The sequence below is a fragment of the Marinomonas sp. MED121 genome (assembly GCF_000153025.1).
GTDB lineage: Bacteria > Pseudomonadota > Gammaproteobacteria > Pseudomonadales > Marinomonadaceae > Marinomonas.
This window is the reverse complement of the sequence record NZ_CH672429.1, coordinates 1,123,899-1,148,490: the sequence shown is the minus strand read 5'-3', so window position 1 is coordinate 1,148,490 and position 24,592 is coordinate 1,123,899. Positions and strand designations below refer to the sequence as shown.

Annotated in this window: 32 protein-coding genes; 24 read left to right on the top strand and 8 right to left on the bottom strand. The window is 40.8% G+C overall.

The annotated features are described in order from the left end of the window. Positions 1 to 28: 28 nt before the first annotated feature. From MED121_RS05275 to MED121_RS05265, 3 genes are all read right to left on the bottom strand, one after another. Positions 29 to 634, bottom strand: a complete 606-nt coding sequence (locus tag MED121_RS05275; protein ID WP_009832594.1) for a TetR/AcrR family transcriptional regulator — start codon at positions 632 to 634, stop codon at positions 29 to 31. Beyond that, a complete protein-coding gene (locus MED121_RS05270; protein ID WP_116371558.1) occupies positions 631 to 1,143 on the bottom strand; it encodes a DUF2867 domain-containing protein in 513 nt (170 codons plus the stop codon). The genes MED121_RS05275 and MED121_RS05270 overlap by 4 nt, the downstream gene beginning before the upstream one ends. 144 nt (positions 1,144 to 1,287) lie before the next feature. Beyond that, on the bottom strand, positions 1,288 to 1,647 hold the full coding sequence (locus MED121_RS05265) for a helix-turn-helix domain-containing protein (RefSeq protein ID WP_036178767.1): 360 nt from the start codon (positions 1,645 to 1,647) through the stop codon (positions 1,288 to 1,290). 165 nt (positions 1,648 to 1,812) lie between these two features. Between MED121_RS05265 and MED121_RS05260 the strand changes: the two genes are divergently transcribed. The 10 genes from MED121_RS05260 to MED121_RS05220 all read left to right on the top strand — a co-directional run bounded on the left by MED121_RS05260 (position 1,813) and on the right by MED121_RS05220 (position 7,553). After that, positions 1,813 to 2,376, top strand: a complete 564-nt coding sequence (locus MED121_RS05260; protein WP_009832591.1) for an NAD(P)H-dependent oxidoreductase — start codon at positions 1,813 to 1,815, stop codon at positions 2,374 to 2,376. An 18-nt stretch (positions 2,377 to 2,394) separates the two neighbouring features. Next, positions 2,395 to 2,832 carry a GNAT family N-acetyltransferase gene (locus MED121_RS05255; protein WP_009832590.1) on the top strand — a complete coding sequence of 146 codons (438 nt, stop codon included), beginning with the start codon at positions 2,395 to 2,397 and terminating at the stop codon, positions 2,830 to 2,832. 11 nt (positions 2,833 to 2,843) lie between these two features. Continuing rightward, the gene (locus MED121_RS05250) at positions 2,844 to 3,305 is read left to right on the top strand and encodes a GNAT family N-acetyltransferase (RefSeq protein WP_009832589.1); all 462 of its coding nucleotides are present in this window, start codon (positions 2,844 to 2,846) and stop codon (positions 3,303 to 3,305) included. A 31-nt stretch (positions 3,306 to 3,336) separates the two neighbouring features. Continuing rightward, positions 3,337 to 3,726 (top strand): GFA family protein, encoded by a 390-nt coding sequence (locus tag MED121_RS05245; RefSeq protein ID WP_009832588.1) that lies wholly within the window; start codon positions 3,337 to 3,339, stop codon positions 3,724 to 3,726. A gap of 316 nt (positions 3,727 to 4,042) precedes the next feature. Then, entirely contained in the window at positions 4,043 to 4,186 is a 144-nt protein-coding gene (locus tag MED121_RS24380) for a hypothetical protein (protein ID WP_009832587.1), read from the top strand. Positions 4,187 to 4,291: 105 nt separating this feature from the next. Next, complete coding sequence (locus tag MED121_RS05240) at positions 4,292 to 4,777, top strand: glycine-rich domain-containing protein-like (RefSeq protein ID WP_036179419.1); 486 nt, start codon at positions 4,292 to 4,294, stop codon at positions 4,775 to 4,777. 285 nt (positions 4,778 to 5,062) lie between these two features. After that, positions 5,063 to 5,779: a 2OG-Fe(II) oxygenase gene (locus MED121_RS05235; protein ID WP_009832585.1), complete on the top strand. Its 717-nt coding sequence runs from the start codon at positions 5,063 to 5,065 to the stop codon at positions 5,777 to 5,779. Between the two features lie 130 nt (positions 5,780 to 5,909). Further along, positions 5,910 to 6,104, top strand: a complete 195-nt coding sequence (locus MED121_RS05230; RefSeq protein ID WP_009832584.1) for a hypothetical protein — start codon at positions 5,910 to 5,912, stop codon at positions 6,102 to 6,104. A gap of 234 nt (positions 6,105 to 6,338) precedes the next feature. Next, positions 6,339 to 6,887, top strand: a complete 549-nt coding sequence (locus MED121_RS05225; protein WP_083789364.1) for a 2OG-Fe(II) oxygenase — start codon at positions 6,339 to 6,341, stop codon at positions 6,885 to 6,887. Positions 6,888 to 6,938: 51 nt separating this feature from the next. Then, positions 6,939 to 7,553 (top strand): alpha-ketoglutarate-dependent dioxygenase AlkB, encoded by a 615-nt coding sequence (locus MED121_RS05220; protein WP_009832582.1) that lies wholly within the window; start codon positions 6,939 to 6,941, stop codon positions 7,551 to 7,553. A gap of 105 nt (positions 7,554 to 7,658) precedes the next feature. Here MED121_RS05220 and MED121_RS05215 read toward each other — a convergent pair whose 3' ends face one another. Both MED121_RS05215 and MED121_RS05210 read right to left on the bottom strand, forming a co-directional pair. Next, positions 7,659 to 8,570, bottom strand: coding sequence for a hypothetical protein (locus MED121_RS05215; RefSeq protein ID WP_009832580.1), 912 nt, complete (start codon positions 8,568 to 8,570; stop codon positions 7,659 to 7,661). A 42-nt stretch (positions 8,571 to 8,612) separates the two neighbouring features. After that, a complete protein-coding gene (locus tag MED121_RS05210; protein WP_009832579.1) occupies positions 8,613 to 9,563 on the bottom strand; it encodes a hypothetical protein in 951 nt (316 codons plus the stop codon). Between the two features lie 327 nt (positions 9,564 to 9,890). Between MED121_RS05210 and MED121_RS24030 the strand changes: the two genes are divergently transcribed. From MED121_RS24030 to MED121_RS05195, 3 genes are all read left to right on the top strand, one after another. After that, on the top strand, positions 9,891 to 10,346 hold the full coding sequence (locus tag MED121_RS24030; protein WP_009832578.1) for a DUF4157 domain-containing protein: 456 nt from the start codon (positions 9,891 to 9,893) through the stop codon (positions 10,344 to 10,346). A gap of 67 nt (positions 10,347 to 10,413) precedes the next feature. Further along, positions 10,414 to 12,045 carry an ATP-binding protein gene (locus MED121_RS05200; protein WP_009832577.1) on the top strand — a complete coding sequence of 544 codons (1,632 nt, stop codon included), beginning with the start codon at positions 10,414 to 10,416 and terminating at the stop codon, positions 12,043 to 12,045. Positions 12,046 to 12,484: 439 nt separating this feature from the next. Next, entirely contained in the window at positions 12,485 to 13,198 is a 714-nt protein-coding gene (locus MED121_RS05195) for a transporter substrate-binding domain-containing protein (RefSeq protein ID WP_207382775.1), read from the top strand. A gap of 53 nt (positions 13,199 to 13,251) precedes the next feature. Here MED121_RS05195 and MED121_RS05190 read toward each other — a convergent pair whose 3' ends face one another. Beyond that, the gene (locus MED121_RS05190) at positions 13,252 to 13,668 is read right to left on the bottom strand and encodes a VOC family protein (RefSeq protein WP_207382788.1); all 417 of its coding nucleotides are present in this window, start codon (positions 13,666 to 13,668) and stop codon (positions 13,252 to 13,254) included. A gap of 274 nt (positions 13,669 to 13,942) precedes the next feature. Here MED121_RS05190 and MED121_RS05185 point away from each other — a divergent pair, with 274 nt between their 5' ends. The 5 genes from MED121_RS05185 (at position 13,943) to MED121_RS05165 (ending at position 16,619) form a co-directional block, all read left to right on the top strand. Then, a complete protein-coding gene (locus MED121_RS05185) occupies positions 13,943 to 14,614 on the top strand; it encodes a haloacid dehalogenase type II (protein WP_009832573.1) in 672 nt (223 codons plus the stop codon). A gap of 55 nt (positions 14,615 to 14,669) precedes the next feature. Then, complete coding sequence (locus MED121_RS05180) at positions 14,670 to 15,149, top strand: MEKHLA domain-containing protein (RefSeq protein WP_207382774.1); 480 nt, start codon at positions 14,670 to 14,672, stop codon at positions 15,147 to 15,149. Positions 15,150 to 15,179: 30 nt separating this feature from the next. Further along, the gene (locus MED121_RS05175) at positions 15,180 to 15,494 is read left to right on the top strand and encodes a hypothetical protein (protein ID WP_009832571.1); all 315 of its coding nucleotides are present in this window, start codon (positions 15,180 to 15,182) and stop codon (positions 15,492 to 15,494) included. Between the two features lie 15 nt (positions 15,495 to 15,509). Continuing rightward, complete coding sequence (locus MED121_RS05170; protein ID WP_009832570.1) at positions 15,510 to 15,992, top strand: hypothetical protein; 483 nt, start codon at positions 15,510 to 15,512, stop codon at positions 15,990 to 15,992. A 264-nt stretch (positions 15,993 to 16,256) separates the two neighbouring features. Next, the gene (locus tag MED121_RS05165; RefSeq protein WP_009832569.1) at positions 16,257 to 16,619 is read left to right on the top strand and encodes a VOC family protein; all 363 of its coding nucleotides are present in this window, start codon (positions 16,257 to 16,259) and stop codon (positions 16,617 to 16,619) included. Between the two features lie 54 nt (positions 16,620 to 16,673). Here MED121_RS05165 and MED121_RS05160 read toward each other — a convergent pair whose 3' ends face one another. Further along, positions 16,674 to 17,492, bottom strand: a complete 819-nt coding sequence (locus MED121_RS05160) for a helix-turn-helix transcriptional regulator (RefSeq protein ID WP_009832568.1) — start codon at positions 17,490 to 17,492, stop codon at positions 16,674 to 16,676. A gap of 224 nt (positions 17,493 to 17,716) precedes the next feature. On the opposite strand from MED121_RS05160, the gene MED121_RS05155 reads away from it, so the two are divergent. From MED121_RS05155 to MED121_RS05130, 6 genes are all read left to right on the top strand, one after another. After that, positions 17,717 to 19,117, top strand: a complete 1,401-nt coding sequence (locus tag MED121_RS05155) for an aspartate ammonia-lyase (RefSeq protein ID WP_036178759.1) — start codon at positions 17,717 to 17,719, stop codon at positions 19,115 to 19,117. Positions 19,118 to 19,275: 158 nt separating this feature from the next. Then, positions 19,276 to 19,725 carry a GNAT family N-acetyltransferase gene (locus MED121_RS05150; protein ID WP_036178756.1) on the top strand — a complete coding sequence of 150 codons (450 nt, stop codon included), beginning with the start codon at positions 19,276 to 19,278 and terminating at the stop codon, positions 19,723 to 19,725. A gap of 399 nt (positions 19,726 to 20,124) precedes the next feature. Then, the gene (locus tag MED121_RS05145) at positions 20,125 to 20,691 is read left to right on the top strand and encodes a GNAT family N-acetyltransferase (RefSeq protein WP_009832565.1); all 567 of its coding nucleotides are present in this window, start codon (positions 20,125 to 20,127) and stop codon (positions 20,689 to 20,691) included. A gap of 124 nt (positions 20,692 to 20,815) precedes the next feature. Beyond that, entirely contained in the window at positions 20,816 to 22,015 is a 1,200-nt protein-coding gene (chrA, locus tag MED121_RS05140) for a chromate efflux transporter (protein WP_009832564.1), read from the top strand. A gap of 135 nt (positions 22,016 to 22,150) precedes the next feature. Continuing rightward, positions 22,151 to 23,221, top strand: coding sequence for a methylated-DNA--[protein]-cysteine S-methyltransferase (locus tag MED121_RS05135; RefSeq protein ID WP_009832563.1), 1,071 nt, complete (start codon positions 22,151 to 22,153; stop codon positions 23,219 to 23,221). 46 nt (positions 23,222 to 23,267) lie between these two features. Continuing rightward, complete coding sequence (locus MED121_RS05130; protein WP_242603177.1) at positions 23,268 to 23,732, top strand: hypothetical protein; 465 nt, start codon at positions 23,268 to 23,270, stop codon at positions 23,730 to 23,732. A gap of 123 nt (positions 23,733 to 23,855) precedes the next feature. Here the strand turns inward: MED121_RS05130 and MED121_RS05125 are convergent, their stop codons facing one another. Then, complete coding sequence (locus MED121_RS05125; protein ID WP_050764531.1) at positions 23,856 to 24,557, bottom strand: transporter substrate-binding domain-containing protein; 702 nt, start codon at positions 24,555 to 24,557, stop codon at positions 23,856 to 23,858. Between the last annotated feature and the right edge of the window lie 35 nt (positions 24,558 to 24,592).

Here is a 24,592-nt window from a genome sequence, read left to right as displayed (position 1 = left end):
CTTCTATCCTTAAGGTTTCAATTTAAAATCAGTTATCCTTGGGCATTGGCAAAAAGGCTTGAGATGCCATTGCCGTGACCCTTAATACGGTTTCGATAGAGGGTCTTGGATGTATCTGTTGCATGCCTAAAAAATTGGCATAGGCCATTAATGCGATATCTTCAGCTTCCTCTTTAGGAAGGCCAAGTTCGGCATAACATTGGGCTAAATAATCTTGTCTTTGCTGGTCTATTTTTTCTAAGTGTCCGCTAATATTGGCTTCTTTAAGTGCCCAAGCTCGGATGTGCATTTCGGCTTCACTTTGTTGACTTGCGATCACTTGGTCTAACTTATTTAGCTTTTCCATGGGAGAACTTTGGGTATTGGCTTGCTCGATAAAATCCAGTGTTCTTTTTTGATACCAGTGTGTCATTAAGGTATCGATAAATACGTTTCTATTTTTAAAATGGTGATAAAAAGAGCCTTTAGTCACGCCTTTTAATTCGCATAGGGGGATAATTTTTAAGGCATCAGGACCCTTTTTAACGAGTGTTTCTAAGGCAAATTCTAGCCAATCTAACTGACTGTTTTTGCTATCTTTATTTTTATCTAATTGGGCTTTGTTTAAGTTTTTCTTAGTTGTTTTTGTATTCATAGTCTTTTAGCTTTAAGGGCGTTATTCATCACAGTACGTGCGATGATGTAATGGAAGGGCAAAATGCTATTTACATAGAGCCTACCTATCAATGTTTTTTGATTCACTAAGGTCGAAACGATGACGTGATCAGCTTGTTTTAACACAGAGATATAGAAGATCATATGCTTGTCTTCAGCAAAGGAGATGATCTCATCTTGAGTCTTTTCAATAACCGTTAAGAAACCTGCTTTATCACCTATTGCAAGCTCGTCACTGCTAGGGGCTAAGTTATCTGCGCCTACCTCAAAACCAAATAGTTTGACTATCCGATTACGTATTCTCATTAATCTGGATACCCAGCTAGGCATGTGAGCAAAAATAGCGTGCTGTACTTGGCTTGGACTCAAAGAAGGCTTGTTTAATGGCATTGAAAGGGCATCACGAAAATAGTGGCCGTTAGCTTTAGCTGCCAGATTATCTAGTTTGGGCTCATCTAAAGTTTGAATATTGGAAAAAAGCAACGCCATGGTCATTCCTTTGTTTCATATTGAGAGTATGAAGTTAAAAATACAAAGCTAATAAATAAATTTACATACCATACAGTATGGTATGTTTTGAATGTTAGAAAAAACTTGAATACTTGTAAAGAGAAAAATGAATCGCTTCTAATGCTAATCTTGACGAATGTTATTGCTCTCTAGATGAGAAATGCCCCAAGCCCTTAAGGAATCAATAACAGGTGCTAACGTTTTGCCATAGTCAGTCATGGCATACTCCACCCTAGGGGGGACCTCAGGATAAACCGTGCGTGAAATCAGGCTTGTTTCTGCTAACTCTCTTAACTGCTTGGTTAGCATTCTTTGGGTAATGTTGGGCATGATACGGCGCAGTTCGTTAAAGCGGATGGAGCCACCTTGATTGCTACTATCTAGTAGGTGATAAAGAATCGCCCCTTTCCATTTTCCGCCAATGATTTCGAGCGCTCTTTCTACTGGGCAACCAAGGTTACAGTCATAATCTGTGTGCGGCATTTTTACTCCCAAAGGTATACAAAAAGGTACTGAGTTCTTAAAAAGTGCCTTCTTATGTCGGCCAAATTTTTTGTTTATTCTGCTCCCAAGCTCATGCTCTCGCAAGAGAAATTGATAGTCATATTTTGAAGACATTAGATTGAAAAAGTAGATTGGAGAAAGTAGATGAAAACCCTTGTTTTAGTGGCCCACAAACACCTAGCAACAAGTTCCATTGCTAACCAAGCCATAGTGGAAAGCCTAAATTCGATAGAAGGTTTGGAAATACGTGACCTTTACCAGCTATACCCTGATTTTAAAATTGATGTTGCCAATGAGCAGCAAGCATTAATTGCGGCAGATTTGGTTATTTTTCAATTCCCTATCCATTGGTACAGTGTGCCTGGCCTGTTAAAAGAATGGATGGATCAGGTGCTCTTGTATGGTTTTGCTTATGGCAGTAGCGGAGACAAGCTGAAAGGCAAGCGTTTGCTCATCTCAACAACATTAGGAGGAGAGATTACCTCGTATCAAGTGGGTGGGCATAACAACTTTCGCCTTGAAACCTTATTGACGCCCTTGCAACAAACCGCCGCTTTTTGTGGTATGCACTGGTTATCGCCTATGGCCAGTGGCAATATGTTATACATACCAGATGTGGTGAACAAAAAGGAAGAGGTCGCCCAAAGAGCAAGGGCCTATGGTGTTGCGTTAAAAGAGCGAATTCAAGCATTAGAAACAGTAGATTAAAGGTGAGGCATAGAGGCAATGGAAGCAGTAGAGTATCAAGTGGTGGAGCCTCAAGATGCACAAATCTTAGCTGAAATTAGAGCAATGGCGATGAAACCTAGTTTAGTTGCTTTAGGGCGGTTTGATGAAAACAGAGTGAGGAGTCGGTTCTTAGAGACTTTTATCCCGCAAGATACGATAAAGCTTACCCTTGAGGGTGAGCTGCTTGGCTTTTATGCTGTGCGAGAGCGTAGCGATCATATCTGGTTGGATCATTTATATATTAAACCTGAGCATCAAAATAAACAGCTTGGTAAAAAGGCCCTTACTAGAGTGATCGAGCTAGCGAAAGGAAAGGACTTAGCCTTGCGTCTAGGGGCTTTGAAAGGAAGCCTGTCCAATGCGTTTTACCAAAAGAATGGTTTCATTCAAACCCATGAAGATGAGTTTGATATTTATTATGAACTTGCTATTTAAGGCTAAGAATTATGCAAATTCGAAAAATAACGGAAGAAAGAGAAGATGTTCAGCACCTCTTAAATGAATCTGATCTATACATGCAAGCTCTCTATCCAGATGAAAGTAATCATATGGAGTCTGTATCTGCTTTGCTTGCTGATCACATCGATTTAATTGGTGTCTTCCAAGAAGACAGCTTAGTTGGTATCGGTGCAGTAAAACGCCTTTCCACAGATGAAAAATACGGCGAAATTAAACGTGTTTTTGTCGCAGAAGAGCAAAGAGGAAAAGGCCTATCAAAAGTGATTATGTCGCACTTACATCAACTCCTCATCCAAGAGGGTATTCTAAGTGCCAAGCTAGAAACTGGCATTAGCCAGCCAGAAGCAATTGGTCTTTATCAGTCTTTAGGGTATCAAGAATGTGGGCCCTTTGGTGGATATCAAGCAGACCCATACAGTGTGTTTATGGAAAAAAACTTAACAGAATGAAGTGTTTAAGCGTGTTAATAGGAGAGAGTCGGTGATTAAAGGAAGCTGTCTTTGTGGCAATGTTACTTATGAAATTTCGGGCGAAGTAGGCGATATCGTTCACTGTCATTGTGTTACTTGTCGAAAGGCTCATGGTGCTGCGTTTTCTAGTGTTGCGTCAGTGCCATTAGCTAATTTTCGATTGTCTGGTGCGGGAGAATTAAGCCAGTTTGAGTCCTCCCCAGGTAAAGTCAGACATTTTTGTGCAAATTGTGGCACCCAGATTTATGCAAAAAGAGGCGGTGCACAGCATATTATTTTACGGCTAGGTTCACTTGATGATGATATTTCTAGTAAAGAAATTAACCATATTTGGACATCTCAAAAAGCCAGTTGGTATGAAATAAATAGTCAACTGCCAGAGCACTTAGAATTTGACTAAGCCACCTGTTTTTGTAAACGGCGTCTCTTTTTCTCTTAAATGCTTTAAAATTAAAAAATAAAATGTCGTTTTATTAATTTAATTTCACAAGAAATTAGCACTTTTTAAAGTTATTTGATAAAAAATAAATGTTTTAAATCATCTCTTTCAAGTATTAACTTATCAATTACGGCTTATTACAATATAGCTTTTTTGCATTTATTTATAATAAATGGCGCTAATGTCTTGACAGTTTTTATAGGGGTTGCTTACATAATATTTCCAATTAGTTGGAAAACTATAAAAATATTAAAAACAAATATGAAGGAATATTGTTATGAATAAAGTAAATGCTAGTCTTGCTAAAAAAGCCTTTTTTCAAACAGCTCAAAAAGGTGATAAGAAAACACAATTCAAAATGAAGTTAGAAAGCGATAAGAAAGCCTTCTGCGGCAAACTGTGTTTACACACACCTAAGTAGCTTTTAGCGTTAATTTAAGCACCTTATTAATTGATAGGGAAACTAATAAGGTGCTTACTTCTTATATTTATGATTGTTAATGGTATTAAACTGGCAGGTATTAAAATGGAATTTAAAGAATTTGATATTAAAGATTTAAAAGATGATGTAGGTTTACCTCTTTCATTTCCACATGTGCCAAAACTAAAGACTTTAGAGGAGATAAAGGATTATATCTTTAATATGGACATGTCCATGATCTTTTTTAAGATGACTGACGAAGAGTGCGCAGGAGACTTAGGGCTTCTTTGGGATGAAGAGGATGCCGCCTTTGCTATTAACCAATACCGCCAATACCTTTTTCTTATTCGAAAATACGATACCAATATTTCACCAACCCTTGCTATAGATGCTGTGTGGCATAACCATATTTTAGATACTAGAAAATACGTTCAAGACTGCCAAGCTGTATTTGGTCATTACTTACATCATTTCCCTTATTTTGGTTCCCGTGATGAAGAGGATAGAAAACATTTGGAAATGGCATTTGAAAATACAAAAATGTTATTTAAAAAAGAGTTTGGTGTTGATATAGCTAAAGAAGTTGAATGATTTCTCATGAGTTACTTTGTGATTTGTTTTTAGTTAATGGCTTTCTTGTTTAAATAACATAAAACCTATCGAGTTTATTTATAGTTAACGAAAGAGAAAGAACTTAATTTTTAAATTTTTTCGACTTTATATTTATTAAAATATGGTTTTTATATTTTAATCTTTGATCAAGTTAGAAACCTGAATTAATCGAAGGTTTCCTCGTGACCCAATTTAAGCTGTGACTCTTTTTTCTAATCAAATTTTGTTAAAGTGTTTGGCAAAATATCTTGTTTAGGGAAAAACATGTCTTTATCAATCAAACATAAAATCCAAGGGCTAAATTGGCAGCCCATATTGTCCGAACTCAATCACCATGGTTATGCTCTGATCCCCAGCTTTATGTCCAAAATGCTTTGTGAGCATTTAATAAAAGGCTATCTGTCCAACCAAGGTTATCGTAAAAAGGTTGAAATGCAGCCTAGTAACTTTGGCTTTGGAGAATATAAAAATTGGGATTACCCCTTGCCTGAGCTGATACAAACGTTACGAGAAACTCTCTATCAAAAGCTTGTTCCTGTGGCGAATACTTGGATGCAATCGTTAGACATCAATACCCGCTTTCCTGATTTATTACCCAGCTTACAAGCCCAGTGTGTTGCCAATGGTCAGCTGATCCCAAGTTCACTTATTTTAAAATATCCTGAAGGCGGCTATATCAATTTGCATCAGGATATATACGGCAAGGTGTATTTTCCATTGCAGGCTATTATTCCTCTCAATCAAAAAGATGAAGATTATCTAGGGGGTACTTTTGTATTAACAAAGCAAGGTATGAGCGGTCAAACTAAGGCGATAGAGTTGGCTCCCAAGAGAGGTGATATGCTGATTTTCACTACTAATTTCAAGCCTGAAATAGGGGGGAAAGGCTATTACAAAGTGAAGGTGAAGCATGGGGTGAAAGAAGTGCTTGGTGGAGAGCGTTATGCCATGGGGATTATCTTTCATGATGCGACGCACTAGATTGAAATAGTTTTAAAGCGTACTTCTTATCTAAGTAAATGACCCTTTGAAAATAGCAGGCAAGAATCAGATGTTTTTACCCATTGGTACTTGCTAACTTGATGTCAGAACAATTTATTTAAGGAGTGATATGAGTCTGAATCATCAAATCAATCAATTAGATTGGCAGCAAATTTGTCACAGCTTGCATGAAAAAGGCTATGCCCTCGTCTCTAATTTTTTGTCAGATAGCCAATGTCAGAGCCTGGTTAAGGAACCTGCGATTAAGTCACCTCTTCTCAGTCTTTACAGAAAAAGTGTCACGCAAGGCGTTACTTTGAAGTAATGTAGGTACCTTTCGAGAAGTAACAACACAGGGTGTTACTTTTTCTGAAAGACCCGAAGGGCGTGGTCTAAAAGCCCTATCTTTACGTTGAGGACCTTATCAATAGAATAACTATTAAGTTGCACTCCTCGCCATAAATCTAGCGGCTTTTATCCACACGCTGAGGTGGGAGGGCTTATTCGCAGGTTCCTTAAGCGTTATAACAATGAAAGTGAGTATCGTAAAATCGTGGATATGAAGCGTTATCGCTTTGGTTTTGGCGAGTATAAATATTGGGACTACCCTTTACCCGATATAGTGAAAGACTTGCGCGAAGGTTTGTATCCGCATTTAGCGCCTGTGGCGAATGCTTGGATGCAATGCTTGAATCTAGAGACACGTTTTCCCAAGCATTTGCCAAGCTTAAGCGCGCAATGTGAAGCCAATGCCCAGATGAAACCCACCCCCTTGATCCTTAAATACCCACCAACAGGATTTAATACCTTGCATCAAGATTTATATGGGGAGGTCTATTTTCCCATTCAGGCGGCCATAGTGTTAAGTCAAAAGGGTGAAGACTATCAAGGCGGCGAGTTTGTTATGACAAGGCAGGTGCCAAGAGCTCAATCTCAAGCCATAGTGCTAACCCCAGATCGGGGCGATATGATTATATTTACCACGAATTTTAAACCTGAACAGGGAGTAAGAGGGTATTATAGGGTCAATATGAAGCATGGTATTAGTGAGGTGTTAAGTGGCGAACGGTATGCCATGGGCATTATCTTCCATGATGCTGTTAGCTAAAAAAAGCTAAGAAAACATAGGTTAATTTGTTTAGAGGTGAAGGGTTAAGTAATGGATCTCTTTGATCAATTAGAAGAATGGCCAAGAGAGCTACTGCCCCATGATGGCAGTGTTGAATACTATGGCTGCATCATGCCTTTGCCCCAGGCGGATCATTTTTTTGAAGCACTATTTAATACAATAGAGTGGAAAAATGATGAAGCCGTTATTTATGGGAAAAAGATTATCACCAAGCGCAAAGTTGCTTGGTATGGCGAAAAGCCTTTTACCTATACCTATTCAAATACCACCAAAACGGCATTGCCTTGGACTCAGGAACTGATGGCGCTGAAAGCGATGGCAGAAGCCGAGAGTGGAGAAACCTATAATTCATGTCTGTTAAACCTCTATCACGATGGCAGTGAAGGTATGGCTTGGCACAGTGATGGCGAAAAGGATTTAAAAAACCATGGTGCTATTGCCTCGATTAGCTTAGGCGCTGAACGTAAATTTGCGTTTAAGCATAAAAAAACCAAAGAAGTCATCTCTCAAGTGTTAGATCATGGCAGCCTACTGGTTATGAAAGGGATAACACAAACCCATTGGTTACATAGATTGCCGCCTACAAAAATGTATCATGGACCTAGAGTCAATCTGACCTTTCGAACCATACAAACCTATGATTAGCGCTTCTCTTGTTTTAAAAGGAGAGTTTAAAAAAAGAGAGTTTGATAAAAAAGCAAAAAACAAGCGCCTGTATCAATAGGCGCTTTTCGTTTGTGCTTACTCACTTTAGTATCTCGGTAAGTAACGCTTAAATTTAGTCAGTAAGAATGGGTACTCATGGGTAACATCAATCGCGCAGTACCAATGTTGGCCGATGCTATTTTCCACATTTTGAAAATCAAAAATGACTTTGGCGATTTTGCGTTTACCACAAATCTCAGTGAGAACAGTGACATTATTTAGTTGTGCGGTTTCCCTATCTGAATGACTATTTGCATGCTTATAAATGAGTTCATAGGCGCCCATATAGACTTCAAGATTATATTTAAGGGTGTAATTGAGTGCGCGATCTTGATCCGTATCGCCATTATTACCTGCTAAAGACAACAAGTCTGCAACGACTTTTCTTAGCTTGCTATCATTAAAACCTGCATGTTGAGCATGAATCTTTCTCACTATATCCGCTTGTCGAATTGTATCTAGCTTCAATATATGAATACGAGGTAAATCCTCAGTATGGGTGATTTGATAAGAGCCGATAACATTGATTGGCGTTAAGGTGTCAGATGTTGTGTGGATTTTACACTTGTTACTGTTTTCATCTGGCTTTAGGGCATTGATTAATGTGTTTATTTGCTCGGTATTAGGCTCTAAAAAATACATTTCATCCCGATAAGCATTAATCAAAGACCACTTCATCTGCCTCGCAATATAGCGATTTTTGGGATTGGATAAATGCTTATAGAGACAATAGTCCCTGTCACTAAACCAGTTTTTATTTTCTAATACTTGAATTTGGTTGTCTGGCATAAAGAGCAGTTTGTCATTTTGCTCATTACTGGATGCAAAACTACGCTCAAACTCTTTTTCTAAGCCTAGATTATCAAACTCTGCCCGAACGTAACCGCCGACATAGATATAATCTAGCGCGCCCAAGTTGCCTGGTTGTGATGGCTGATACGGCATGTGATTTGTCATTTTTTTCTCCTTCTTGAACTTAATTAGGTAGCAGTCACAGGCTTAATTTGTGGGAATGTAAATGGTGAGATTGCTATGTAAAAAGGGGTAGAGGTCAGTCACATCTATGCTCGCGTAATAGCTTGTTTGACGGCCACTGATGTTTTTTTGATAGGTCAAAATAATATCGACAATTTTTCGACCTGGGGCCACATTGGAATGTTTAAGCTCCAGGTTTTCTAGAAACTGTTCGTCATCAGGGTTGCTCGATGAATAGCTGCTGCTCTGATTAGATGCCAGTCGAGTGGCGTAAATGCTGGGATAACGAAAGGCTGCAAAATTCTTTGCCCTATCAAAATCACTTGCGCCCGTATTAGGCTGTTTGGTTAGGGCTTCTAATACATTGCTGATGGCTATGGTTGTGGTGTTTTTATCATTCAATTCATCTTGTAATTGTGCGGTGGTGAAATGATAAAGGTGATGGCAATTTACCATAGGTAAAGGCTCACCATTGCTATATTCCTCTGGTGCTAATGGCCCTTTTGAACCAATTGCCACCGAGTAGGTTTCATCTGCCAAATTGCTGTCGGCATCAAAAATAAGAGAATCAATAAATTCATTTAGCTCATCACTACTGTTAGGGAGAAGGACATAAACATCTTGTCCACTGACACTTAAAATCCAACTTACTTGCTCGGCAATATAACGATAGGGTGTTTGATTATTTTCTTGGTAAGTAAATACCTTATTAAAATCACTTGGATTAGCGCCCAATGATTGTGATGCCGCATCATACTCTTTCTCTAATCCGCGGGTTGGAAAGTGAGGTCTTAGTTTTCCGGCCACATAAATATAACTGGGTTTTAGGATATGATTTGTTGGTTCGATTAAGGGAAGAGCGGTTTCTGATTGGCTCATTACTCGCTGCGCGGTATGAGTTGTTTCTTCGGCTAGCACCTCTTGTGCAGGGCTCTCTGTCGGGCCTAATGCATTGTTTGTTTGTACATCACTCATTTAACTTCTCCTAAACCATGATGGTTTTAATACTTTGATAAAGGTGATAACCCTAATCCAATAAAAGCAAAGGAGAGCGGTAGAAATAATGTAATCTACGGTCTTTTCTAGGGAGGCTGCGAATAAGGCTTCTCACCAGACTATTTAGATGAAAATGCTTAGATAAAAGCAACGAGAAAAAAGCATCTAGTTTTAGTCTTCCTTGAGTAATTTATCTATTTCACTTCGCCCTTTTTAGGCCGAATTTTCCCTCGTTTATGCTCAGTACTCAGTCTGATTACGGCTTAAATTAGTCCTCTTCATTGTTTATTGTTGAAAGGAAAGGACATGTTTAATAAGACAGCACGTAAACAAGATATGGTCATTTTTAGTGAGGTAGCGGATTGGCCGACGCAATTTCCTGCGCGCTCTATCGGTGTCAGGTTACCTACCCAGCTTAAATTAGGCATGGAAAAACTGACTGGGCTGAACCTTAATCAGGTGCGAGTACATTACGCCTCACCTTTACCTGCTTTGGTTCAAGCCCATGGCTATGCCCAAGGAAATCAAATTTATTTGGCCCTAGGGCAAGAGCACCACTTACCCCATGAATTAGGCCATGTGGTTCAGCAAATGTGGGGCATGGTAGAAGCCACGACTCAAGTTAATGGGGTTGCCGTTAATGATGATCCTAAGCTTGAAGAGCATGCGACTAAGCTGGGTCAACTGGCTTTAGAGGCGAGTAACAATAAATCGATGTTTCAGCAAGATAAGCAGATAGCTCAGCTGCAATCTTTTCAATGATATCTGTGCTCTATCATGACCTTTCATGTATCCATTCACTGACTATTTGTAAATAAAATAGGTTTTTATGAGACATAAGACTTCCTCAAATCAGGTGCAAACACTTTCTCATCATATGCTTGAATTGCCCGAGCGTGATCAGGCCTATCTTCGCTTAAGTGCAGAAGATTTAACGCAAGAATTTGCTTGGTGTGAGGCTTTGATACAAGCCCGTTTAAGTATTTATTTTCAAGCATTAAATCAATCAGAGAAAGCAGGCTTAACCCTTGAACAAGGCAAGTCGTTTAATTTACCTAGCCCTCCTATTTTAAAGGCGCAGAATTGGGGGCGATCCAGTCAGTTTAATGAGAGAAGTGGCCATCATAGACATCAGGCCTTGAGTGCTTATGCCAACTTTGTCCTTGAGTTTGAGTTGTCTGTTGAACATAGATTAGCGCTGGTTTTGGCTCTCGCGAGTGAGATTAGGCCAAGCTTATTTGATCCCTTATTGATGCGAAATGAGGTGACAGGATTAACCTACTTTGAGTTTGGTGTTCAGCTTGAGCAAGATAAACCCTACGCGAGTGGGATGACACTGGCATTTATATTATCTGGTGCAAGGCTAGAGACGCATTTTGATATTCAAAACTGGCTACAAGCCATTGTTGAAGAAGAAAGTGAAGGAGAAAGTCAGAGCCTTAGTCCAGAGCAAGTATTGAGCCTTAAGGGCCTAAGTCAGGTGCTAAGGTTAGAGCGTAGCGAGTCTAATCACCTCATGTCCATGCCAATAGGCTTAACCGAAGAGGCCCTGTATCGATTTACCACTGGCCGCGCTTTAAGGCCCGAAACGAATCAAAACTTCCCTGCTCAATATGTTTTTACAGACCTTGATTGGCAGCAACTTATCTTGCCTGATGCCGTCATGGCGCAAGTGTTAGATATTCAGCATCATATTTTGTATGGCGAGCGTCTGATGCAAGAATGGGGGCTCAAAGGCAAGATTCGTCCTGGTTATCGCGCTTTATTTTATGGCCCGCCAGGCACGGGGAAAACATTAACTGCCAGCCTTCTAGGCAAGGTTTCTGGGCATGATGTTTATCGAATAGATTTGTCATTAATGGTGTCGAAATACATTGGCGAAACTGAAAAGAATTTAGCCAAGGTATTTGATCTGGCAGAAGATAAAAAGTGGATTTTATTGTTTGATGAAGCCGATGCCCTGTTTGGAAAACGTAATCAGGCAAAGAGTGCCAACGATCAATTTGCGAACCAAAATGTTGCTTACTTATTGCAGCGTATTGAGACTTTTAATGGTATCGCGATATTAGCCTCAAACCTGAAAGATAACCTTGATGATGCATTTTTTCGCCGTTTTGAATCGATTATCTATTTTCCTGTCCCAGCCGCTCAAGAGCGTTTAACCCTATGGCAAAAAAGCTTTTCAGATAAAGCGAAGCTGGAAGACAAAATAGATTTAACCCATCTTGCGGACAAATACCCTTTGTCTGGCGCTAGCATAATGAATGTAGTGCGTTTTGCATCAATGCAATCCATTCAAAGAGGCTATGCCGGCATTCAACTTGAAGGTGATAGACAAGCACCAAAAACACCTGACTTTGAAATTCATTTAGGCGATTTAGAACAAGGCATAGCAAAAGAGCTGGAAGCAAGTGGACATTCTCGCCTTATCTCCAATCTCAAAGGCAATTATGTCTCATGAAGACTTATCAACGACTAACCCTATTTGTTAGTCTCTTGATGAATCAAGTTTACTTATCTTTAATAGTGAGAAAAAAGAGTGAGAAAAGTGAGGACGCGATTTAATCCTTGTTCTATTGATTGTTCCTCTATTGGTCCGCTTCTCCAGTTAAAGGTAAGGCTTTTAGATCAGGCCCTTCGGGTCTTTGATTAATGCTTGTACGGCATTTTAGAAAAGGTGCCGTTTTGTCTGTCATTTGTCAGACGTCTAAAAAGAGATGACTTAGCAGAAATGGCTTAATCGCAGGCTCCCTAGATCAATTAATTGCTCATTAGTGTAAAAAAGCGCTGAATTTGTGATCGATTACCTAGTGTCAGATGCAGAGGGTAAATTATAATCGCCACTTAGCCTAATTAGACCTAAATCTCACATGAAACCCCTTGCTCCTTTAGTCTTGATCTTGAGTACCACTTTATCTTGTTATGCGGATGATGATATTCAGGTGGTTACCGAAAACCTCAAACCACTAAATTATTTAGAGGGAGGGGAAGTGAAGGGGACAGCAACCCGATTGGTTCGTATGGTTTTAAAAGAAGCGGGTTTGACGGCAAATTTTCAGGTTTATCCTTGGGCACGGGCTTATGCGATGGCTCAGCATGATAAAAATACCTTAATTTATACTATTAATCGCACGGCAGAGAGAGAAGCAAAATTTCAATGGATAGGCTTGCTAGCATCAGAGGAGCATAACTCGGCGCTTTATCGTTTGAAAACTAACCCACATATTCGAGCGAACACACTTGAAGACGCGAAAAAGTATGCCATCGGTGTCAATTTCTTGGATGTAAATCATGAGATTCTAAAGTCGGAAGGCTTTACCAATATCAATGCGGTGTCAGAGCGTAGTCAAAGCATTAAGATGCTCATGCGTAATCGAATCGATCTGATTTTGGGCTCTTACCCTGTTTTAGTCGAGGCGTTTAATGCGTTAGGTCAGCCCATAGAAAAAATTGAAAAGCTGATTTCATTTAAAGTCTCAAGACCTTATATGGCCATGAGCAATAAAACCCCTAAAGCCATGGTTGAAAAAGTACGCAAGGCTTATCAAGACTTACTTGAAGCGGGAGAAATCCCCCGCTTTAAATATCAGGCCCCAGAGCTTGGGGATGAGTGAAACATGGAAAGTGAGTGCCTTTAGACTAGGTTTTACTTTATAAAAGTCTAAGTTTAGCTGGATAGATTTCTCTCTTTTGGATCATCACTTAAATATTCAACAAACTCTACTTCGAATCCTGCGGGGTCCAAAAAGTAGACATTCTTACGATAAAGGTCCTGTGCGCCATTTTTGGCGATTTCAAAGCCAGCAGCAAGTAAACGATTAATCACGGCATCTAGGTTATTGGTGACATAAGCAAAATGCGCCAAACCAAGCTGATGACCTTCAAGATCTCGATTTTCCCCTTCACCATGATCACTTAGGGCAATGTAGTGATAATCATCACCAAAATGTAACCAGTTTCTGGGCTTGCCATACCATTCTCCTTTCCCTTCATCGCGGATTCGCCAATGGGGGAAAACCGCTTGATAAAAATTGAGCATGGCAGGGATATCTTTAACGACTAGGTTTATGTGTTCGAGTTGTATCATGATGTCTTCCTTGCAAAAAGGGTTGAGTGTTTGGAATGACACAAGGTTAATTCCTCAAGTTAACTTGAGGTAAAGTGTTTTTTTAACTTTTTTTATCCTGTTTTCACTTTTTAAAATTTTAAAGGTGATTTAACACTCTGTTTAAGGAACCTTCGAATACATCCTCTCATCTTTGCGGGTAACTTATTCGCAGGCTCCTTAAGTCTTATAGACAGGGGCGAGTGTTTTCTTTAATTTTAAGGTTTCTAGGATGACTTACTGAGATTAGATCATGTCGTTAGTATTTGCGTTTGATGTGTATGGCACCTTAATTAATACTCAGGGTTTAGTACCCAAAATTGAAAGTATGATAGGCGAGAGCGCGACCCGGTTTTCAACGAGGTGGCGAGAAAAGCAGCTAGAATATGCTTTTAGGCGAGGCTTGATGCAGTCTTACCAAGACTTTTCTGTTTGTACCAAAGAAGCCCTTGAATATACCTGTCTTGAGATGGAGACGACTTTAACTCAAGCGCAAAAAGACGAGCTAATTCAAGCCTATGGATGCTTACCCGCCTTTGACGATGTAAAACCCGCCTTAACAAAGCTAAAAGCCGCTGGTACCCAAGTATATGCTTTTTCTAACGGCACAAAAGCGGCTGTCGCTCGGTTACTTGAGCATGCTGGCTTAGATGATTATTTTATTGATATTGTCAGTGTTGATGAGCTTCAAACCTTTAAGCCTAACCCTAGCGTTTACCAACTCTTCTTGGATAAAACTGGCGCTGATAAAGCCAATACCTGGTTGGTTTCAAGTAATAGTTTTGACCTTATTGGGGCACTTTCTTTTGGTTTAAATGCGGCTTGGGTAAAGCGCTCAGATAAGGCCATATTCGACCCTTGGGGAATGACAGCGAGTATGACCCTAAGTCAGTTGGACGAGTTAAGCGCACTTGTCCTCAGTTAAACTTGATTTAAATTTGTTATATTCTGCTGATAACTGATTAACTTTGAAGCAAATTATGATGGATAAGCCTTTAACAAACCCTTTTTATCTTGAGCATGGTGCTCGACTGGTTGAAAGCTTTCAGCGTTTAACTGGCAATGATTTGCTTGTCTATAACGGCATGAATAGTGACGCGTCATTAAGTATTATCGAGCAATTAGACACAGCGCCTTTTGTCTTGCTATCACATGGTTTGGGTGACGACCCTATCTTTAATTTTGGTAATAAAAGCGCCCTCGAATTATTTGAAATAAGCTGGCAAGACTTGACTCAAATGCCCTCTCGTTTATCCGCTGAAACCATTAATCAGGCCGATAGGGAATACCTTTTAAATACGGTGTCACGCCAAGGTTATATTGATGATTATTCGGGGGTGCGTATTTCTGCTAAGGGAAAACGTTTTATGATAAAACAGGCAATCGTGTGGAATATTATTGATGCTAAGGCGAATTACTATGGACAGGCGGCGGTGTTCTCACAATGGGATTTTCTTTAGTTCAAATGGATAGGGTATGAAGAATCTGATATGAAACTCCTTTTTACATTCTCCCTACTTGGTTTGTTATTCAATCTTGGCTGCTCAACCCATAATGGCCCAGCTAAAACAGGGCTAAATGCAAAAGAAAGGCGTCAGCTTGATAACATGATAGCAAAGCATGAATTCTACTCAGGTTGCGTGACAGAAGAAATTGCTGACCTTAAAGAAAGCGTGTGTGGTACCCAAAATCAATGCAATCAATCACATAGTGATAACAAGGTAAATGAACAGGATTTCACGGATCAACTAAACTATCAGACATGGCTTAAGATTTATAAAGTCTGTATTGCTAATCCACTTTAGCGAGGAGTCAAAGGCATGAAAAATTATAAAATGGATTTAGATAAGGTAAAAAATGCACTGCTTTGGATTCAATCCATTTTAGAGCACGCTGATGTGCCTTATCAGATTGTCGGTGGTCTAGCGGCCTATATTTATGGTGCTCAAAGGCCGATTGCAGATATTGACCTTTATATTCCAAAAGAAGATGCGGCTAAACTGGAACAAGAACTTGCCCCTTTTATCTCCAAACCTCTAACCCATTACCTAGAAGGCGAATGGGATCTAGAATACCTACAACTTATTTATCAAGATCAGAAAATTGAAATTGGCTTAGTGCCAGGGGTAAAAATCAGACAAAAAGACGGTGATTGGGTTAATCAAAATATCGATTTCACCACCTCGGTGATGTCTGAATTTGAGGGTATAAGAGTCCCTTTAATGCCTAAAACACAACTTATCCAGTACAAAACCTTGTTAGCAAGAGATGTCGATCTGTTCGATATCCAGGCAATAGGCTAGGGAACCTGCGAATAAGTTTCCTCTTCTCAGTCTGCTCTTTTAGGGTATATGGGGAAAAGTATCACACAAGGCGTTACGTTTTCTGAAATGATGAGTAGGTATTATTTAATGACCCGTAGGGCGTGGTCTAAAAGCCCTATCTTTATGTTGAGGACCTTATCAATAGAATAACTATTAAGTTTCGCTCCTCGTCATAAATCTAGAGGCTTTTATCCACACGCTGAGGCGGGAGAACTTATCCGCAGGTTCCCAAGGAGACCAGCAATGAAATACACTCTCTATTGTCATAGGATTTTTTGTTTTAATTTTGAGCAAAGTATCGCTTTTTATTCAGATACTTTAGGGCTTCCTCTAAAGAGTGTGAATCATGAATTGGGTTGGGCTGAGTTTAGCTTAACAGGCGGAACGCTTGCCCTAGAGCAGCAAGACCCAAGTGATGAGGAAGCCCGCGTTTTAGTAGGCCGCTTTCTTGGTATCAGTTTACAAGTTGAAAACGTGAATGACGCTTATGCGGAACTAGTGTCGAAAGGTGTTATTTTTCAAGGGTCACCCGAAGAGCAAGAATGGGGGGCAAGCCTTGCTCATTTTAAAGACCCTGATGGTAATGTCTTGACCTTATTGGGCTAAAGCTCTGCGTAAGGCATTAGAGTGAGCAGATCATCAAACGTCAGTATGAGCCCATTAAAAACGGGCTCTAAAATGCCATTCATCCTCTTTAATATCATTTCGAATATTTTGGCGAATGCCACTTTCTATCTCATCAGAATCTAGATCATAAAGGCCGCATAGTTTAAACGCCTTACGAAAGCTCACTTCTTGACCTAGGTATTCGTAGACCACTCGGGTACAGCAAGGCATGCGCTCTCCGCTACCAGAAACCCCTAATCTTAGGCCTGTTAGGCAATCAATACGATTCTTAAACGAAGGGAAGAGGATAGTTTGTGTAATTTCATATTCGGTGAGGGTTTCAAAATCCATCATAAAAATACGATCAGATAGGTATTGCACCATGCCCTTATATTTACCATGGAACACATGGCGTCTGCCTTTTTTCTGGATACGTTCAGTGCGTTGGAAATAGGTTTTACCCGCGTGTTTTTCAAGACACACCAGGGTTCTTAATATCTTGCCGGGGTAAGCCATAGAAAGATAATACTCAAAATAATAACCCAGATATTTATCTAAGCCTTTTTGTCCCATTTGCATCACTCTTTGCTGGTAAATAAGCGCGGGGTCAGAGGCTTGGCTAGCGCTTGTATTTAAAGGCTCAGGCTTTACTTGAACAAGACGTTGAAACTGCTGGTGGGGCAGCTTTATTTCTTCAACTTCCACGCCAAAAAAGTCACAAAAGCGTCGCAGGGTATTTGTTGAGGGAAAGGTTGTGCCATTAAGGTAGCGATTAAATTGTGCACGATTAATGTCGAGTCGGCGGCAAACTTCAGAAATAGACTTATAAAAGCTACAAAGTAATTTTAGGTTGGCTTGAAAATCGTGATTCATATCATCTACCCAGAGAGTGTTTAGATCAAATGTATAGTGCTACTTGATGCTAATTTAGCATCAAGTAGCACTAAAATGATACAGGTTACAAACTACCTAAAGGGATAGCGCTCACGTTACATTAACTCTGCTTGCTTGAAATACAGCGTTTGCCCTGTTCTGGATTAAGGTCAGAGCAGGGCTTTTTTGCTAGTTCAGTGTTTTGAATGAAAGGGTTAACTAAGATGACAATGCGTTTAGAGTATGACTTGCTGGGTAAAATGGATGTACCTGCCGATGCTTATTATGGAATTCAAACCTTAAGAGCGGCGCAAAACTTCTCTGTTACAGGTGTCCCTATTTCACATTTTCCCGACTTGATTGTGGCGTTAGCCATGGTTAAAGCCGCGGCCGCTAGAACCAACCAAGCTCTCAACCTGATTCCAGAAAATAAAGCCGAAGCCATAGTGGGTGCCTGTGAAGAGCTCATCATTGGCAATTATCATGACCAATTTATTGTGGATGTGATTCAAGGTGGCGCGGGTACTTCCACTAACATGAATGCTAACGAAGTCATTGCTAATATTGGGCTTGAATTGATGGGGCATCAAAAAGGGGAGTATCAGTATTTACACCCAAATGATGATGTAAACTGCTGCCAATCAACGAATGATGCTTACCCCACCGCCGCTTGCTTGGGAATTCAATATGCCGCTGAAAATTTTATTCCAAGCCTGGCTTCTCTTAAAGGTGCGCTAGAAGAAAAAGGCCGTGAATTTTCTCATATTTTAAAAATGGGCCGCACTCAGTTACAAGATGCAGTGCCTATGACCTTAGGACAAGAATTTGATGCCTTTGCCGTCAATCTTGGTGAAGACATAGATAGAATTCGTGAAGCCTGCACCCTGTTATGCGAGGTAAACCTAGGTGGCACTGCCATAGGAACAGGCATTAATACCCCCGCAGGTTATGCCAGCCTCGCTGTGGCTAACCTTGCCGAATTATCGGCTAAGCCATTTGTGCCTGCCTCTAACTTGGTAGAAGCCACCTCCGACATGGGGGCGTTTGTGTTCTTCTCAGGCATACTAAAACGCCTTGCGATCAAGCTAAGCAAGATGAGTAATGACCTTAGGTTACTCTCAAGTGGCCCAAGAACTGGGTTAGGTGAAATCCAATTACCAGCCATGCAACCTGGTTCTTCCATTATGCCGGGCAAAGTGAACCCTGTGATTCCAGAGGCGATGAACCAAACTGCTTATCAGGTGATGGCCTCAGATATGGCGGTTTCATTGGCCGCAGAAGCAGGACAATTACAGCTTAACGCCATGGAACCCATGATTATCTACAACCTGCTTAACTCACTGAAAATGCTGACTCAAGCCTGTGAGATGATGGAACACCGCTGCATAAAAGGCATCAAAGCCAATGAAGAAACCTGTGCTGCCCATGTGGAAAACAGTATTGGTATCATCACCGCCCTTGTGCCTCATATCGGTTATGCCAATGCATCTCGTATTGCCAATACCGCGTTGCATTCGGGTAATACGGTGAAAGCCTTGATTATAGAAGAAGCGCTTTTAAGTGAAGACGAAGTAAACCAATTATTAAGCCCAGAAAACATGGTAGCTCCCGCCTTAATTGCTTAGTGATTTTTCATGCTAAACACTGAGAGCAAAACCGTTTTTGTTCTCAGTTAGCGTCTTCTGCCTTGTTGTTTTTTTGTTTGTCTTGTTGTTTTTTGCTTGCCTTGTTAACTTAACTTTATGTTTCAATAGGTTAGCTTGCTAAAAAGGATGGGGCTAAAGTGATTATACTTCGTGAAATGCAATTAAAGGACTATGAAGAGGTTATCAGCCTTTGGCAGCAAACAGAGAGCATGTCATTACGGGATTGTGATTCGAAAGAAAGTATTGGTTATTACCTAGAACGAAACGCAGGTTTGAGTTTTGTCGCCCTAGACCAAGGAAATACGCATCAAACTAAGTTAATTGGTGCTGTACTCGTTGGTACAGATGGTCGTCGTGGATACCTGCAACACCTTGCTGTCTCTCAAGCGCATCGAGGCCAGAAAATTGGCTATCAGTTGGTGGAAAAATCTATTGGTGCACTGGCTGAAATCGGCATACCTAAAACCCACTTGTTTGTGCATCAAGACAACCTCAAAGCCCAAGCTTTTTATGAAAAGCTGGGCTGGTTTGCACGGGACGAAATCCGTATGTATTCCTTCAATGCTTCAAGCAATGAGAATGTTTAAGGAACCTGCGAATAAGTCCTCCCGCCTCAGCGTGTGGATAAAAGCCGCTAGATTTATGGCGAGGAGCGCTACTTAATAGTTATTCTATTGATAAGGGCCTCAACATAAAGATAGGGCTTTTAGACCACGCCCTTCGGGTCTTTGAAGAATACCTAAACGGCATTTCAGAAAAAGTAACACCCTGTGTTGTCACTTCTCGAAAGGTACCTACAATGACTTTCTATTAATAAACGCAAAGTAACGCCTTGTTTGTCACTTTTTTCCCATATAACTTTAAAAAGCAGACTGTGAAGAGGTGACTTAATCGCAGGTTCCTTAACTTGCTCAAGCCTATCTGGTGAGTTAATTTCACTAGGCTAATGGATACCGATTTAAATCATGCTAAAGGAGAGGCGTAAGATGTTAACCACCGAAAGGCTGGTTTTAAGTCAGCCATCAATTGCAGATTTTGCTTTATTTAGTGAAATATTGGCCTGTCCTAAGCAGACTCGCTTTTTACCCTCAGGCTCTCCTTTAAGTCTGATTCAACGTGAAAAATATCTGCACAAGCGACTTCAGCATTGGCATGACCATGGATTTGGCACCTTTGTGATTGGCTTAAAAGATGAAAATTACGATGAGCTGAAAAGCCAATGTTCAAAGGAAGAAGGCTCAAACCTAGACGAGCTTGCCTATGCTCTAACACCGATCGGTTTTGTGGGAATTGAATACACTCCCAAAGGTGGTGAACTTGATATTCGTTTTGCCTTAATAAAGGAGTATGAAGGGCTGGGTTACACTGCTGAAGCCTCAGCTTTAGCCTTAGATTTTATGAGTAAGAATACCTCCCATAAAAAGGTATATGGTGTCGCTGTAACAGAGAATCATGCCTCTAAAAAGGTTTTACATAAACTGGGCATGCGCCCTGTGTCAGCGGTCTCTCTTTATGATTCATCTGGGCTAGATTATTTTGTGCTTGAACTGTGAAAGGTTAAAGGTTAAAGGTTAAAAGGTGAAAAGTGACAAAAACTAAAATTTATTTTGAGCCGCAATATACTTTGTAACAACTTCTTAATAGACTCTTGGGCTCGTAACATAGGAAGAGCAAACAATGTCTAGTCAAGTCGCCAGTGAGAATGCGCAAGTATCTGTTTTCACAGTCTTTTTAAGCTTCTTAAAATTAGGGTTAACTTCTTTTGGAGGCCCAGCTGCCCATATCGGCTATTTCCGTAAAACCTTTGTGGAAGAAAAAGCTTGGGTTAGCGAAAGTCAATTTGGTCAATTACTTGCTATCTGCCAGTTTTTACCCGGCCCTGCTAGTAGCCAATTAGGTTTTGCAATTGGTTTATTAAAAGCCGGTTGGCTGGGTGCTATTGCAGCCTTTTTAGCCTTCACCTTACCTTCTGTCGCTATTTTAATTGGCTTTGCCAGCGCATTGCCTTTGTTATCCAATACCTATGGTGAAGCCTTAATTCATGGTCTTAAATTGGTTGCCTGTATTGTGGTGGCTGATGCCGTGATAGGCATGGGTAAAAAGCTTTGCCCTGATAAGCAAAGGGCAAGTATCGCCATACTTGCAGCGAGTGCTGTTTTATTAAGTGGCTTTGCTTGGGCGCAAATTCTTGTGGTCCTACTTGCAGGTGTTGCCGGTTTGTTCTTATGTCGTAGTGTTAATCTAGAAGCTCACTCTCAACTGCAAGTACCTTATGGTAAGCGCTTAGGTTTAAGTCTTTTAACCGTGTTTTTTGCACTGTTAGCCTTTTTCATCCTAGTGCCAGCAGAAGGGCTTATGGCCATAGCGCAAGCCTTTTATCAGGCGGGTGCTTTGGTGTTTGGTGGTGGCCATGTGGTGCTACCCTTGATTGAAGAATCAGTAGTGGCCACAGGTTGGGTAACTAACGAAAACTTCTTAGCAGGTTACGGTGCTTCACAAGCGATTCCTGGGCCTATGTTCGCCTTTGCCGCTTATTTAGGCGCTTTGATTCCCACTGAGTTTGGTTATCTAGCGGGTGCGTTTAGTGCACTGATCTTTATGTTTTTACCTGGCTTTCTATTACTTGCAGGTGTGCTGCCTCTTTGGCAAAGCATCAGTCATAAGGCAAACCTTGCCTATGTGATTGCAGGTATTAACGCTGCTGTAGTGGGCATTTTGGCTGCGGCTCTTTACGACCCTATTTTTACTTCGGCGATTAGTTCTAATTTGGATTTTGTTATTGTGATTCTAGGTTATGGCTTACTGACTTTCTGGAAGAAATCTCCTTTGTTCATTGTGGCTTGGTGTGTGTTTGCTAGCATGATGAGTGTGATTTAACTTTTTTAGAAAGAGTGAAATTACGAAACAAGAATTGGATGGTTTCATGTTAGCGTATGCTTAATGATTAAGGCTGACTTACCCACTTTTGGGTGTCAGTCTTAATTCGCTTTAAGTAAGAGGGTAGGTGATTCTATGTCTAAGCTAACTGAATCAAAGATGGCGCAAGCCGTTAAAGACCGTGATACAAGTTATGATGGAAAATTTGTTTATGGAGTCGTGACCACAGGTATTTTTTGCCAGCCCTCTTGCCCATCGCGTCAGGCGAAAGCCGAAAATATCCGCTACTTTTCCTCAAAAGAACTCGCCTTACTAGCAGGCTTTCGTGCTTGTAAACGCTGCCTTGCCAACGAAGATATGACGGAACTCAACCAGCTTGTGGAGGTGGCACGTTATATTCAAAATCACTTGGAAGAAAGCCTTTCTCTAGAGCAACTGGCTCTGGTGGTTGGGCTCTCAGCGTCTTGGTTACAACGTCGTTTTAAATTAGCATTTGGAGTAACCCCTAAAGCCTATCAAGATGCCTTACGTATGGGACAATTCAAGCAATCCTTACAAGCTGGAGAGCCGATAACCGATGCTATTTTTGCTTCAGGTTATAGCTCTATTAGTCGCGTATACGGGCAAGCATCAAGACACCTTGGTATGAGTCCAAAAGCCTATCGAGCGGGTGGAAAAGGGGAGCATATCTCTTATGGTTTTGCGTCCACGTCTTTAGGGTTAATTGCCATGGCCGCCACGCAAAAAGGGGTTTGTTTCGCGCAGTTTGGTGAAGATGAAAAAAGCTTAATCGAGCAAATGCAGGCGGAGTTTCCTAAGGCCGAATTAACCCCAAGTGATGCCCAAGATTCGATCGAATTATCCAACTGGATAGAGGCGCTTAATCAGCATATTAGCCAAGGCGCCCCTAGACCTGACTTACCTTTAGATATGCGAGGCACAGCCTTTCAGATGCGAGTGTGGCAGTTCCTTTTAAGTATTAAAGAGGGAGATGTACTGAGTTATTCAGAAGTAGCACAAGGGATAGACAAACCCAGAGCCTTTCGTGCGGTAGCGACAGCCTGTGGCAAAAACTCTATAGGTGTTTTGATTCCCTGTCACCGAGTCTTAAGAGGGGATGGCAGTTTGGGTGGTTATCGTTGGGGATTGGAGCGAAAACGTACTCTTCTGGATGCAGAGAGGCGTGCAGTTTCAGTATCTGAATAACAAGCTGTCATCACGAGAAAATCAGTTAAAAAAGGACATGCAACAAATGGTAAAACAAAACATAAAATCGCCAAATCTCATGAGTCTGAATCCGATCAGGCAAGATGAGCAAACAGGCTGTGGTATTGCCAGTGTTGCGAATACTTTGGGCCTTAGTTATCAGGAAGTAAAAGCCCAAGCGAATCAATTAGGCATCTTTGCGGATGATACAAAACTCTTTTCGGATACGGGCTATGTTCGTACATTATTGGCTCAATATAATATAAAAACACATACGGAAGAGACCCCTTTTACGAGTTGGGAGGCCTTGCCAGATCTCGCTTTATTAGCCATTAAATACTACGAAGAGGCTGGTGAAGGTTTTTGGCACTGGGTTGTGTTTAAGCGTGTTAATGGACAAGGTTATGTGCTCGATTCATCTCAGTCTTTAACTTCACACCTAAGAAAAGACTTTGAGAATATGCAGCCTAAATGGTTTATTTCCATGAGTTTGGAGCCTCAAACCCTATGACAACAAGACCTTCGTTAGATCAAATTTGGCAAAAATATCGAAACAGTGCGTGCTGCTAATTTAAGCTCGTCATCACATAAGGATGAGTTAAGAGGAAGGAGCGCAAGGCTTTTAATGACATATTTAGTGGTCTTCTAATTGATACTTTTGCTTTAGGCCTTGAATAAAACCTGGGATGGCATTGACCTGATCAAGGGCTGTTTGAAACTTTGCGATTAGCTTGTCATCCACTTCATGATGAAAGGCAAAACAAGATGGATTGGTTTCTAATACCCAAGCGGTTTCATACTGATCAAGCTTCTCACCCATTTCCTCTAGCTTTGAAAACGTGGTTGTTTCGGCGCTTGATAGTAAATCCACATGGCCGTATTTCAACATTCTGATCGCACTTGCTAAAAAGTTGGACAGGTAAATCTGATCGTCTTCAAAGGCTTTATCTAGCAAGAGCTGCTGACCAATATCAGATTTAATCGCCACCACCTTAAATTGCTTTGCCTCTTCAATTGAGCGAATATTCATCTTGTTTTTTTTAAGTGAAATGAGGACGATTCTGATATCAATAATAGGGCAAGCCCATTTAAATAAGTCTTCTCTTGAGGGGCTGCGGGTGGTGGAAAAAAGTAGGGTGTTTTTTTTATTAAGGGCCAATGAGTAGCCCCTGGCCCATGGGAAAATATCAATCTTTTGTGGGGGAATGTCCAACACTTCCCAAACCTTGTTAAGCACTTCGACAGCCATACCTTGGGGAATGCCTGATTCATCTTGGTAATTATAAGGCGCATATTGCTCGGTAATATAATCTAACGCTTCAATAGAGTTTGCCAAGAGCGAGCTCACTGGGACGCACAGGAGCAAGCAAA